The organism is Streptomyces sp. NPDC060064 (assembly GCF_042736455.1).
In the GTDB taxonomy this organism is placed as follows: Bacteria; Actinomycetota; Actinomycetes; order Streptomycetales; family Streptomycetaceae; genus Streptomyces.
This window is the reverse complement of sequence record NZ_JBHWWF010000078.1, coordinates 1-12,355: the sequence shown is the minus strand read 5'-3', so window position 1 is coordinate 12,355 and position 12,355 is coordinate 1. Positions and strand designations below refer to the sequence as shown.

Sequence of the window (12,355 nt, the reverse complement as noted above, 5' to 3'; positions counted from 1 at the left end):
CTGCACACCTACAACCACCACCGCTGCCACACCGCACTCGCAGGCCAGCCACCCATCAGCCGCGTGAACAACGCTGCAGGTCAATACAGCTAGGGCGTTCCCTGGCGGCCCGCCGCGGCGGCCCAGCCGGTCGGGCGTCCGAGCGGCCAGGCGTACGGCCCTTCGGGGTCGTCCAGCCAGGCCCACTGGTGGTCCCCGCTGACGGTGACCCCGAACCGGTCCCGCTGTGGGCGCCGCTCGCGCTCCCACAGCGAGAGGGCCTCGTGCGGATCGAGGCTGCCCGCGGCCAGGGTCAGCAGGAAGCGGAAGAGGTCGTTCTCGATCGCGCGCCTCGGCAGCCCGCCGATATGCCCCTCCCGCGGCAGCTCGCCACCGCGCAGCGGCACGAAGTACGCCGACGTGCGCAGAAAGTGGCCCTCCGCACTTCTGCCGCCGCTGTCGTCACGCACCCGCAGCGCGATCAGCCCGGTGGAGAGCGGAGCCAGGATCCGCGCCCCCGGGCTGCACTGCGGCAGCCAGTCGAACGGCACCGACGGCAGCGTGCAGGTCGCGATGATGCGGTCGAAGGGGGCGCGCGCCGGGCAGCCGCGCGCACCGTCGCCGGTGGCGACGGTGGGGTGGTGGCCGGCGGCCGCCAGATGCGAACGCGCCGATTCGGTGATCTCCGGGTCCAGATCGACGGTGGCCACCAGGTCGTCGCCGAGCCGGTGCGACAGCAGAGCGGCGTTGTAGCCGGTGCCCGCGCCGATCTCGAGTACGGCGTTCCCGTCCTCGACATCGAGCTCCTCGAGCATCCGGGCCATCAGCGAGGGCTGGCTGCTGGAGGAGAGCAGCTCACCGTCGCGCACCCGGGTGGCGAGCGGCCCGTCCGCGTACGCACCCCGCAGCCAGCGCTCCCGCCGCACGGGGTCCGGGTCCTCGCACCACAGGCGTTCGTACGCGCCCGCCCGGCTCCCGTAGTAGTACGGCACGAACAGATGCCGCGGCACCTCTTCGAACGCCGCCCGCCAGGCCGGGTCGGTCAGCCCGCCGCCCGCCACGATCTCCCGCACCAACAGCCGCCGCGCCTCGGCGGCGGGCTCGGCGAACCGGTCCAGGTGCACAGCCATGCCTCCACTCTCCTGCGCCACCGCCCCCTGGGCGAGCACCCGATCGGGGGTGGTCCTAGGGCTGGAGTCCTCGGCCGGTGCGTCTGAGACGATGGACGGGTGCTGCACTTCCCGGGGGCTACCCCCGGACCCCCGGCCGACACCCCTCGGGGCTGACCAGAGACACATTGCGAGGCTTATTCACGTGAACGAGATTCCGCGCGGCACCGTTCAGGAGCAGACCTTCTACGAGCAGGTCGGCGGCGAGGAGACTTTCCGGCGGCTCGTCCACCGCTTCTACCAGGGCGTTGCCGAGGACCCGGTGCTGCGGCCGATGTACCCGGAGCAGGATCTGGGACCGGCCGAGGAACGGCTTGTTCTCTTCCTGATGCAGTACTGGGGCGGTCCGCGCACCTACAGCGACCACCGCGGCCATCCCCGGCTGCGGATGCGGCACGCGCCGTTCACCGTCGACCGGGCCGCGCACGACGCCTGGCTGAAGCACATGCGCACGGCTCTCGACGAGCTCGGACTCTCCGCGGAGCACGAGCAGCAGCTGTGGCACTACCTCACCTATGCCGCGGCAACGATGGTGAACGCCGCAGACTGAACACCTCGGACTGAACACCTCGGACTGAACGCCGCGGCCCGAACGCCGCGGCCCGAACGCCGCGGCCCGAACACCGCGGCCCGAACACCGCGCTCCGGCCCGCCGAGCGCGGAGCGGAAGATGTCCGCTCACCGCTTCCGGGCGTGGGTCAACCGAGCCTGGTGGGGGTCACGCTCAGTCCGCCGAGACCGGACGTGCGTACGGCGATCGACCCAAAGGGCGTACGCAGTCTGAGCCAGCCGCCCGCGGACAGCAGCGCGACCGGGACCCCGGGGCGCAGAAAGCCGAGCGACTGGGCGGCGTGCACGGCACGCAGCGGCAGTCCGGTGCCGGCGACGGTGCGCGCCCAGATCTCGTGCCCGATCCGGTCGCGCTCGGCGCGGGTGCGGCGCTCGGCGGGCAACTGCTCGTCACGGGTGCGGAATTCGGCGACGGCTGCGGCGACCGCGCCGCGCATCGTATTCACTTCGGGGAGTCCGGAGATCTCGCGCCAGCCGCCGCGCGGCGGCAGCACACCGGCCCATGGCGGACCGGTGACGGCGGCGGGCACAGTGAACTCCGCGCCGCCCTCAGCGCCGACGCACTCCAGCAGTTCGCCCGCGGAGACGGTGGCATCCAGCTCGACGGGGTCGCCGAGCCGTGCCGTGCGGATCGCGAGCACCTCGAAGGAGGGCGGACGCCCGAAAACGGCAAGCGCGCCGGCCCAGGCCTGGAGCCTGACCGCGGCGGCGCGGTCGTAGTGGATCAGCCGGGCGAGGAAGGCGGCGAGATCCTCCGCCTCCCTCGCATCGGCGAAGCGCAGACTCCGCACGGGCACGGTCATGCTGCGAGAGCACCCTCGCCGGCGTCGTCCAGGTACTTCTGGAGGAAGGACTTCTCCTCCGCGCTGATCCGGCGCGGGCGCTCGGCGCTGAGGTCGTAGGGCACGACGACGGTCGAGGCCCGCACATAGACCTGCGCCGAGGGACCCTCGGCGTCCTTGACCTCGTACGCGATGGTCAGCGACGCCGCGCTGATCTTCGTCACCCACAGCTCGATGACCACCGGCTCGTGCCGGTGGACCAGCGGCCGCTTGTAGTCGATCTCGTGCCGGGCCACGACGGACCCGCCGGAGAACGACGGGGAACCGTCCCCCGGCGCCAGCCGGAACATGAAGTCGATCCGCGCCTCTTCCAGATACCGCAGGAAGACAGCGTTGTTGACATGCCCGAAGGCATCCATGTCCGACCAGCGAAGGGGACAGCGGTAGATGTACCGGGCCATGTGCGACTCAGCCCCGGGTCAGCTTCTTGTAGGTGGCACGGTGCGGACGGGCCGCGTCCGCACCGAGGCGCTCGACCTTGTTCTTCTCGTACGACTCGAAGTTGCCCTCGAACCAGAACCACTTGGACTCGCCCTCGTACGCCAGGATGTGGGTGGCGACACGGTCGAGGAACCAGCGGTCGTGGGAGACGACCACGGCCGCACCGGGGAACTCGAGCAGAGCGTTCTCCAGCGAGGAGAGCGTCTCGACGTCGAGGTCGTTGGTCGGCTCGTCGAGGAGCAGCAGGTTGCCGCCCTGCTTCAGGGTCAGCGCCAGGTTGAGGCGGTTGCGCTCACCGCCGGAGAGGACGCCGGCCGGCTTCTGCTGGTCCGGTCCCTTGAAGCCGAACGCCGACACATAGGCGCGCGACGGCATCTCGACCTGGCCGACGTTGATGTAGTCGAGCTCGTCGGAGACGACGGCCCACAGCGTCTTCTTGGGGTCGATGTTGGCGCGGCTCTGGTCGACGTAGGAGATCTTGACGGTCTCGCCGACCTTGATCTCGCCGGAGTCGGGGGCCTCGAGGCCCTGGATCATCTTGAACAGCGTGGTCTTGCCGGCGCCGTTCGGGCCGATGACACCGACGATGCCGTTACGCGGCAGCGTGAAGCTGAGGTCGTCGATGAGGACCTTGTCGCCGAAGGCCTTGGAGAGCTTGTTGACCTCGACCACGACGGAGCCCAGACGCGGGCCCGGCGGGATCTGGATCTCCTCGAAGTCCAGCTTCCGCATCTTGTCGGCCTCGGCGGCCATCTCCTCGTAACGGGCGAGGCGGGCCTTGGACTTGGCCTGCCGCCCCTTCGCGTTGGAGCGGACCCACTCGAGCTCTTCCTTGAGCCGCTTGGCGCGCTTGGCGTCCTTCTGGCCCTCGACCTTGAGACGGGACTGCTTGCTCTCGAGGTAGGTGGAGTAGTTGCCCTCGTAGCCGATGGCGCGGCCGCGGTCGAGCTCCAGGATCCAGCCCGCGACATTGTCGAGGAAGTACCGGTCGTGGGTGACGGCGACGACGGTGCCGGCGTACTTGGCGAGGTGCTGCTCCAGCCACTGCACGGACTCGGCGTCGAGGTGGTTGGTGGGCTCGTCGAGGAGGAGCAGGTCGGGGGCCTCGAGCAGCAGCTTGCAGAGCGCGACGCGGCGCTTCTCGCCACCGGAGAGGTTGGTGACCGCCCAGTCGCCGGGCGGGCAGCCCAGCGCGTCCATGGCCTGCTCGAGCTGGGCGTCGAGGTCCCAGGCGTTGGCGTGGTCCAGGTCCTCCTGAAGCTTGCCCATCTCCTCCATCAGCGCGTCGGAGTAGTCGGTCGCCATCAGCTCGGCGACCTCGTTGAAGCGCTTGAGCTTGCCCATGATCTCGGCGGCGCCGTCCTGGACGTTCTCCAGCACGGTCTTGGACTCGTCGAGCGGGGGCTCCTGGAGGAGCATGCCGACGGTGTAGCCGGGCGACAGGAACGCGTCACCGTTGGACGGCTGCTCAAGGCCGGCCATGATCTTCAGCACGGTGGACTTACCGGCGCCGTTGGGGCCGACCACACCGATCTTCGCACCGGGCAGGAAGCTCAGCGTCACGTCATCGAGGATGACCTTGTCGCCGTGCGCCTTGCGCGTCTTGCGCATCGTGTAGATGTACTCAGCCAAGAGAAACCGTCCGGCAAGAAGTGGGTGGGCAGATACACCCCATCTTGCCTGACCGCCACCCCGGGAACGAAACCAGTAACGCCAGGGGTCCCTGACCTGGCTCTTCCGGTTTCCTTCCTGCAGTTGATCTGTCACTGACGGTCGTCGGCGGTCAGCACCGATCCGCCTCGCACGGCGCACAGACTGCCCGGCCCGGGCTTCGCGCAGATCGATCTCGTGGGAAGGGGGCGTTCGACCTCGGGCGCTTCGAGCTGCCGGTCGCGATCTGCGCGCTGGTGTGGACGCTCGTGGCGCTCTTTGTGCTGGTGGCACCCCGGGAGGCGCTCGTCTCCGTCGTGATCGTGGTCGGCTTGCTCCTCGCAGGCGGGCTGTACTTTCTCTTCATGCTGAAATTCGACCGCGAGTCGCTGGAGGCTGAACCCGGAGACGTGAGCGCCTTCAAGCAACCAAGCTGAAGGGTGTGGTGGCGCGTGCGGGCGATTCCGGCTACGAGGCGGCGCGTCGCAGCGGCGGATCAGAGGCGACGGAGCATCAATCCTCTGAACTGACCCTTACTGATGTGCCCCCGGCGGGATTCGAACTCCGCTACCCCCCGAGGCTGAACCCGCAACTGATCGCCGACGGCAACGGCCCCGGTACGCGCGGGCATACCGGGGCCGTCATCAGCGCAGCGTCACATTGCGCGTATACGTGCTCACTCCTCGGTGCCCGCCGTCTTCTTCTTGCGGAGGAAGAAGACCGCGCCGCCGCCGATGACGACCATCGCGATCGCGATGCCCGCGATCATCGGGGTGGCGCTGGAGCTTCCGGTCTCGGCGAGGTCGCCCTCGAGGCCCGCGGAGGCGCCGCCGGCCGAGGCCGGGCTGAGCTGGGACGAGGCGGTGTCCGTCTCCGGGGCCCCGGTGCCGGTGGTCTTGCAGTCCAGTACGCCCTTGAAGTTCTTCTTGAAGCCGTCGGGCCCGGTGATGGTGAAGTCGTACGCCTGGTCCTCGGCGACCGGCAAGGTGACGGTCCTGGATGCGCCGGCCGGGATGGAGTGCTTGAAGCCCATCAGCTCGAAGGTGAACGGAGCGTCGCCCTTGTTGGTGGCGGTGATGTCGACGCCACCCTTGGCGCAGTTCTTCTTCGCGGAGAGCGCCGGTATCGCGCCCGCCTTCGCCCAGGTGGCGGTGGCGTCCGCAGAGACCGTGGTCTCGCTGGAGCCGGCCAGGATCTGGGTCTGGCTCTTGGTCGCTCCGGCGAACGCCCGGCCCACCGGCACGGAGGTGGTGGCCTGGGCGGTCAGCGTCGCCGATGCGTCGGCGGCGCCGGCCGGGACGTCGAAGTACAGCTGGGCGCCGTTGACGGCGGAGGTGACGGGCTTGCCGGCCGCGTCGGTGATCTTGATGCCGCTGGCGGCGGCGTCGGCCGGCGGATTCACGGTGACCCGGTCGGCGTCGGTGCGGACCGTGACGGGGCCGAGCCGACCGCCCGCCAGGCCGGAAACCGCATTCGGCTCCAGGCTCAACGAGGCCTTGGGCTCCGCGACGTCCGTGGCCGCCTTCTCGAGCCAGTCCGCGAGCTTCTCCGCCTGCGGGTCCAGGGCGTCGACGTCCGCGTCGTCCGAGTAGCGCCAGATGGCGACCTGAGTGCCGGCCGCCGCGGTCCTCTCGGAGAGCGGTCCGGTGCCCGCGTCCTTGGCCAGCGCCGCCAGGTCGTCGATCTGCGGGTAGGAGTGCTGCAGGATCCAGCGGATCCTGCCCGCGTTCTTGTTGCCGCCGAGCGACGTCTGGTTCCAGGGGGTCTCCAGGTACTTCGCCTGGTCCTGGGTCGGGTTGTGGATGTCGATGCAGTACGTCTTCAGCCGCCCGCCGCCGTCGACGGTCATCTCGAACACCCCGGCGGGGATCTCGTGATTCTTGCCGTTCGTGTGGAGCACGGCCCGGTCGTAGGTCTTCAGCCCGTCAAGAGTGGCGACCGCGCCCCCCTGGTGCTGAACGCCGCCGTCGTCGGCGGTGGCCGCACCCGCGCCGGCCATGGAGCCCGCCGCGATGAGGCCCGACACCAATGCCGCGACAGTAAGACGACGAGCGGCGCCCCGCCTGCGTACAGATGACGCAGAGAACACAGCAAACACAGAATTCCCCTCCGGACGAGGCCTTTTTCGCGTGTGGCGCGTGGGGGGAGTGCCTCGCCTGCAGACTCAAGTGCCCCGTGAGTACGCGGAAATCCTAGAGACGCCGCGCACCCCAGTCCCCCGTCATACCGTCAGACAACCATTCCGACTCGGAATCGTTATCGCCGCCCGCCACCCGGCCGCCCATCACCGCCGTTTCACCGTTTCTGACTCGACAAATCTCCACAACTCCAGCTCAGGACACAGGTGTCGGCGTCTGCGCCCCCTGCGGACGTTCCGTCAGATTCGGTTCCGCCTTTACCACTCGCCGGAATGCAGACGTCCCCCGCGTCAGGTCGTGTCCCACCGCCACCGCCTCGATGTCCACGAACGTCCTCCGCTTCCCGTCCCGCTCTTCCTCCCGCACCTTCAACCGTCCATGGACGAGAAGAGGTTCACCGACAGACACGGATCCGGCGAGATTCACGGCGAGCGTCCGCCAGGCGAAGACCGTGTAGAAGCTGGTGTGTCCGTCCGTCCAGCTCCCGCTCTGCCGCTCCCACCGTCTCGGCGTCACCGCAATGCGGAATCGCGCCACCCCTCCCGACGCCGATTCCCGGTACTCCACATTCGTGGCGACATTGCCCACCACCGTCACCATGGTGTCGTTCACCGCGGCCACCTCCCCGTCCCGTTGTTGCACTGACCGGTCTTCTCTCCGACCGATCTCCATGCTGGACCGGACAGGAAGATCCCGCCGACGCCTGTGGACTACCGCAGCAGTGTGGACAACTTCGTCACCCCCGGCCCCGAGACGGTCGCGTACCGCTCCCGTACCTCCTCGTACCGCATGAGCTCCGTCACGACCGGATCGAGCACCTTCGCCCGCCCGCACCCAGCGGCCGCCTCCTGCAGCCGTCGCTCCGCCTCCTGCCCGTACCGGCGCGCCGGTCCCCGGGCCGCCGCCGCGCACGCCCACTCCACCAGCGGCCCGCCCACGATCCCCGCGAGCATCACCAGCGCCGGCGGCACCAGGCCCGGCTCCAGTACGCCGATGATCTGGCCCACCAGCCACAGCCCTCCGTAGACCTGGAGCAGGGTCATCGCCGCCTGCGCCAGCACCCCCATCGGCCACCACGCGGCTCGCGGCGGCCGGCCGCTCATCGCCCGCGCCTCGCGCACCGCCAGTTCGTCCAGCGCCTCGGGCAGCCCTTCGGCCCCGCGCAGCGCAGCCTCACGCACCGCCTGCCCCCACGGCCCCGGCAGCCCCTGTGCCGCCTCGTCCGCGACCGTACGCACCGCCTGCTCGACCCGCTGCCGTGCCGTGAGTTCGTCCTCCGCCGGAGCCGCGGCCTCCAGCAAGCCACTCCCCCGCATACGGGTGCGCTCGTACCAGCGCCACAGCCGCAGCCACGGCGTCCCGCACGCCCGGCTCGCGTTCCTGCGCCACTCGCGCTCCGCGGTCTCGCCCGCCGCCTTCGCGCCGACCGCCTCCGCCAGCCGTGCGGCGAAGTCCTGGCGCGAGCGCTCGCCGAGGCCGGTGCGCCCGTCGGCGATGTACACCGTACGGAGCTTCGCGGCGGCCGCGTCCACATCCGCGGACAGCCGGCGAGCGGCGGCGTTCTTCTCCTGCACGAACTTCCCGATCAGCTCGCGCAGTTCACCGACACCGCTGCCGGTGAGCGCCGACAGCGCGAGCACGGTGGCGCCGGGCTCGCCGTGTTCACCGAGCGCGATGCCGTCCTCGTCGAGGAGCCGGCGCAGATCGTCGAGCACCTGGTCGGCGGCCTCGCCCGGCAGCCGGTCCACCTGGTTGAGCACCACGAAGGTGATCTCCGCGTGCCCGGCGAGCGGCCGCAGATACCGCTCGTGCAGCGCGGCGTCCGCGTACTTCTCCGGGTCGACGACCCAGATCACCGCGTCCACCAGTGCCAGCACCCGGTCCACCTGCTCCCGGTGTCTGACCATGGCCGAGTCGTGGTCGGGCAGATCGACGAGGACGAGCCCGTACAGCTCCTCGTCGCCGCCGGCGAGCGGTCTGCGCCGCAGCCGCGGTGGGATGGCGAGCCGGTCGAGGAGACCGGCCGAGCCCTCCGACCAGGTGCAGGCGATGGGCGCGGATGTGGTGGGCCTGCGCAGCCCCGTCTCCGAGATCGGCACCTCGGCGAGCGCGTTGAACAGCGTCGATTTCCCGCTCCCCGTAGCGCCCGCGATGGCGACGACGGTGTGCCGCGAAGAGAGTCGCTGCCGGGCGGCCGCCTCGTCCAGGACCCGTCCCGCCTCTGCGAGGGTCCTGCCGTCCAGCCGGGTCCGCGACAGGCCGATCAGTTCGCGCAGCGCATCCAGCCGGACCCGCAGCGGCCCGGTGTAGGCACCGCCGATCGTCACATGCGTCTCGGCCAGGAGGTCCTCGTCCGGTTCGCTCTCCGGCTCCTCGTCCCGGCCGCCGGCCCGCCGGGCGATCAGCCCGTCGTCCCAGCGGTCGGCGGCCTCGTTCTCGTCGTCAGTGATGGCGGTCACCGCGGTCACCTCTCCTTCTGCAGTACGGACAGCGCGGCGATCAGCTCGGCCTGCGGTTCAGGGGTCAAATCGAGTGCGTCGAGGGGTGCGAGGCGGCGGTCTCGTTCGCTGTGCAGTACGTCGTCGATGTACGTCGTCACCAGCTCGCCGCCCTTGTCGCGCAGCCGCAGCGCGCCCTGGGCCCCGATCCGCTCGGCGAGCCGCTCCCCCGCGCTGCGGGCCCGGCGCCCGCCGAGCAGCGTGGCCGCGAGGAGCGCGGCCACCGTCTCGGGGTCGGACGCGGCGGTCCGCTCCAACCGGCGTACCTCTTCCTCGGCCAGCTCCTCCAGGACCCGCCGCCAGCGGCGTACGGCGATGCCGATCCGCTCTCCCGACTCCAGGTCCCGGCGCCCCTGGACAGTGAGCGCTCCCGCGGCCGGCTCGCGCCGCCAGGCCTCCTGGACATGCTCTTCGGCGGCGGCGACGGCGCACTGGAGCAGCGCCGAGAGACTGGCGACCAGGGAGTCCAGCAGTTCGCCCGCGGAACTGTCGCGCGGAAAGCTGCGCCAGCGGGTCCGCGCGTCCCCGGCGAGCACGGCACCGGCCCGGAGCCGCTGGCGCACCCGTTCGCCCTCCTTCTCGTACGCCTCCTCGACCGCGACGGTGAGCCGTACGGCCGCCGTGTACTGGGCGGCCACCGCGCCAGCGAGCGCGGGCATCCGCGCATTGAGCGAGTCGATCACGCCCGCCGCGGTACGCCCCACGGTCTGCTGTCTGGCCGCGGGGTCCTGCGCCCGGTGGGCGAGCCAGCTGAAGAGCGGGCTGACGGCGGTGGTGGGCAGCAGTCCGTTGCCGCCGCCCGCCGACTCGGGCAGCTCCGGAATGGTGAACCGCGGCACTTCGCCGAGGCCGGCCTTCGTCAGCAGCGCCGCGTACTGCCGCGACACGTCCGTGATGACCTGGTGCGGCACCCGGTCGAGCACCGTCACCAGCGTGGCGTCGTACTCCTTCGCGGTACGCAGCAGATGCCACGGCACGGCGTCGGCGTACCGCGAGGCGGTGGTGACCATCACCCAGACATCGGCGGCGCAGATCAACTCGGCGGCCAGCAGCCGGTTCTCCACGACGAGCGAGTCGATGTCGGGGGCGTCGAGCAGCGCGAGCCCGCGGGGCAGCGTCGCGGCGGTCTCGATCCGCAGCGAGTTCTCCTCCTGGGCCTCGCGCGAGCCGTCGTCGGGTCCTTCGGTCTCGTCCTGCGGCGGCAGCCATACGCGGGTGAGCTGGGGCAGCACGCGCATCCCGGCGAACCAGTGGTGATCGTCGGGGTGGCATACGAGCACGGGCGTACGCGTGGTGGGCCGCAGCACGCCCGCCTCGCTGACCCGCCGCCCCACAAGGGAGTTGACGAGGGTCGACTTCCCGGCCCCGGTGGAACCGCCGACGACCGCGAGGAGCGGCGCTTCGGGCTCCTTGAGCCGGGGCACGAGATAGTCGTCGAGCTGTGCGAGCAGCTCGGTGCGCGTCTGCCGGGCACGCGGAGCGCCGGGAAGAGGGAGGGGGAGACGCACGGCGGCGACACGGTCGCGGAGGGCGGAGAGTGCGTCGATCAGCTGAGGCCGTACATCCAAGGTCACCACATGCGAAGAATGCCCAACTTTGGCGGCTTTTTGAAGCGTATGGGGCTCTCTGCGCGCCGATCAGACAGACGGGACAGACGGGACGAGTGGGGCGCAGGCATAACGAGTGCACAACACCCGTGATGTGAGACGTCAAAAGCGGTGCGGGAATCGCACCTGCCTGCGATTATCGGTTCGCTTCACCGAACCTCCACATCGTGCCACGCAGGTGAAGCAACCGGGCCAAGGCGATCGGAGCCCTATCCTTGTGTCCGGCAAGGTCACGGAACCACCCGACCCGGGGCTCCAGGCCACCGAGGCCACCATTCGGCCCCCGTAGCTCAGTGGATAGAGCAGGCGCCTTCTAAGCGCTTGGCCGCAGGTTCGAGTCCTGCCGGGGGCACACAGCCCGCACAACCGACAGACCCTCCACCCCGGAGGGTCTTTTTGCTGGTCAGAGGCACCATAGCGGGCAGGGGGTAGCGGACGCGTAAGCGCCGGACCGCCCCCGAGGCGGTCGGGTTCGGTCCGGCGCTGTCCGGCTGACACCGGGTTCCTGCGGGTGGTCACGGTGGATACGCGGTGGCGGTTTCCGGGTGCTGCGTCAGCTCCCGCCGTGCAGGTCTGGCAGGGACCCCCGCCTCGCTGTGCTTCTGAAGATCCTTGAGCTGGCCGGAGATGCATCGGGAGTACCCGGCAAGCAACACGGGCATGCTGTTGCCTGCCCACTCGGCCACCTGCGTCGGCGGAACCCCGTCGTTGAGCCAGTTGGTCAGGCAGGCGTGTCGCAGGTCGTACACGCGTTTGCCAATGGAGAAGCGGACTCGTCCGGGGTGAGGAGTTCCTGTCGGGCCGTGCGCCGGGCCCGGCGGATGACGGAGCCAGCCGGATGCCGGCCGCGCAGCGCGACCGCGCGATGGAGGACTGCGGAGCGGGCGCCACGGCCACTGACCGGCTGCAGGCCGCCGCGCTCGCCTACGTGAAGTTCGCGGTGGAGAACGAAGGGCTGCACGAGCTCGGCGCGCAGGCCCGGCGGGCGGCTACGGACAAGGTCATGAGTGCGGTCCAGGCCTTCTCCGGCCAGGAGCCGGCCAGGCGCTACAACGAGCTGTCACAAGCCCCGTAGGCCTGGGGCCCGAACGCCCGGCCCTCGACGAGGAGATGGACCGCGCAGGTCGTGATCTGCCCTGACCAGTACCCGGTGAGGGACCCCGCCCGGGGTCCCTCAATCGAGTCCTAGGCGGCGCGACGGACCCGTGCGGCCTTCCGGGCCTCGGCGGTCTGGCGGGCCTCGGCGGACCGGCGGGACTCGCTACCGGCGCGGCCGGGCCGACCCGGGCGGGTGCCCCGGCCGCGGAACGGGGCGCCGCCGCGCTTGGGGCGCTCCGTGACCGGTGCGCTGACGGTGATGGGGATGCCGGAGGGGGGCTGGGCGCCGGTGATGCGGCTGAGTTCGGCTTCGCCGGAGCGGACGTGGGTGGTGTGCGGGGTGATGCCGGCGTCTGCCATGAG

General features: G+C 70.6%; 11 protein-coding genes, 1 tRNA gene and 1 pseudogene. 4 read left to right on the top strand and 9 right to left on the bottom strand.

All coding sequences use genetic code 11. The features are described from left to right. Window positions 1–89: 89 nt before the first annotated feature. The gene (locus ACFWDI_RS40115; protein ID WP_385311945.1) at window positions 90–1,109 is read right to left on the bottom strand and encodes a methyltransferase domain-containing protein; all 1,020 of its coding nucleotides are present in this window, start codon (window positions 1,107–1,109) and stop codon (window positions 90–92) included. A 184-nt stretch (window positions 1,110–1,293) separates the two neighbouring features. Here ACFWDI_RS40115 and ACFWDI_RS40110 point away from each other — a divergent pair, with 184 nt between their 5' ends. After that, complete coding sequence (locus ACFWDI_RS40110; protein WP_385311943.1) at window positions 1,294–1,698, top strand: globin; 405 nt, start codon at window positions 1,294–1,296, stop codon at window positions 1,696–1,698. 148 nt (window positions 1,699–1,846) lie between these two features. Here ACFWDI_RS40110 and ACFWDI_RS40105 read toward each other — a convergent pair whose 3' ends face one another. From ACFWDI_RS40105 to ettA, 3 genes are read right to left on the bottom strand one after another with little or no spacing between them, the layout of a single operon-like run. Next, window positions 1,847–2,521 (bottom strand): hypothetical protein, encoded by a 675-nt coding sequence (locus ACFWDI_RS40105; protein WP_385311941.1) that lies wholly within the window; start codon window positions 2,519–2,521, stop codon window positions 1,847–1,849. Further along, window positions 2,518–2,961: an acyl-CoA thioesterase gene (locus ACFWDI_RS40100; RefSeq protein WP_385311940.1), complete on the bottom strand. Its 444-nt coding sequence runs from the start codon at window positions 2,959–2,961 to the stop codon at window positions 2,518–2,520. The genes ACFWDI_RS40105 and ACFWDI_RS40100 overlap by 4 nt, the downstream gene beginning before the upstream one ends. Window positions 2,962–2,968: 7 nt before the next feature. Beyond that, entirely contained in the window at window positions 2,969–4,633 is a 1,665-nt protein-coding gene (gene ettA, locus ACFWDI_RS40095; RefSeq protein ID WP_385311939.1) for an energy-dependent translational throttle protein EttA, read from the bottom strand. Between the two features lie 287 nt (window positions 4,634–4,920). On the opposite strand from ettA, the gene ACFWDI_RS40090 reads away from it, so the two are divergent. After that, window positions 4,921–5,088 (top strand): hypothetical protein, encoded by a 168-nt coding sequence (locus tag ACFWDI_RS40090; RefSeq protein WP_385311937.1) that lies wholly within the window; start codon window positions 4,921–4,923, stop codon window positions 5,086–5,088. A 239-nt stretch (window positions 5,089–5,327) separates the two neighbouring features. Here the strand turns inward: ACFWDI_RS40090 and ACFWDI_RS40085 are convergent, their stop codons facing one another. The 4 genes from ACFWDI_RS40085 to ACFWDI_RS40070 all read right to left on the bottom strand — a co-directional run bounded on the left by ACFWDI_RS40085 (window position 5,328) and on the right by ACFWDI_RS40070 (window position 10,855). Further along, window positions 5,328–6,740 (bottom strand): LAETG motif-containing sortase-dependent surface protein, encoded by a 1,413-nt coding sequence (locus ACFWDI_RS40085; protein ID WP_385311950.1) that lies wholly within the window; start codon window positions 6,738–6,740, stop codon window positions 5,328–5,330. A 244-nt stretch (window positions 6,741–6,984) separates the two neighbouring features. Further along, a complete protein-coding gene (locus ACFWDI_RS40080) occupies window positions 6,985–7,401 on the bottom strand; it encodes a single-stranded DNA-binding protein (protein ID WP_327328319.1) in 417 nt (138 codons plus the stop codon). Window positions 7,402–7,499: 98 nt separating this feature from the next. Then, complete coding sequence (locus ACFWDI_RS40075; RefSeq protein ID WP_385311935.1) at window positions 7,500–9,248, bottom strand: GTP-binding protein; 1,749 nt, start codon at window positions 9,246–9,248, stop codon at window positions 7,500–7,502. Between the two features lie 5 nt (window positions 9,249–9,253). Continuing rightward, window positions 9,254–10,855, bottom strand: a complete 1,602-nt coding sequence (locus ACFWDI_RS40070; RefSeq protein WP_385311947.1) for a dynamin family protein — start codon at window positions 10,853–10,855, stop codon at window positions 9,254–9,256. A gap of 318 nt (window positions 10,856–11,173) precedes the next feature. Here ACFWDI_RS40070 and ACFWDI_RS40065 point away from each other — a divergent pair. Next, window positions 11,174–11,246: transfer RNA gene (locus tag ACFWDI_RS40065), tRNA-Arg, on the top strand. 486 nt (window positions 11,247–11,732) lie between these two features. Next, complete coding sequence (locus ACFWDI_RS40060) at window positions 11,733–11,969, top strand: hypothetical protein (protein ID WP_385311934.1); 237 nt, start codon at window positions 11,733–11,735, stop codon at window positions 11,967–11,969. Window positions 11,970–12,079: 110 nt separating this feature from the next. On the opposite strand, the pseudogene ACFWDI_RS40055 reads toward ACFWDI_RS40060, so the two are convergent. Next, window positions 12,080–12,355 (bottom strand): annotated as a pseudogene (locus tag ACFWDI_RS40055) (RNA helicase); the annotation flags it as partial.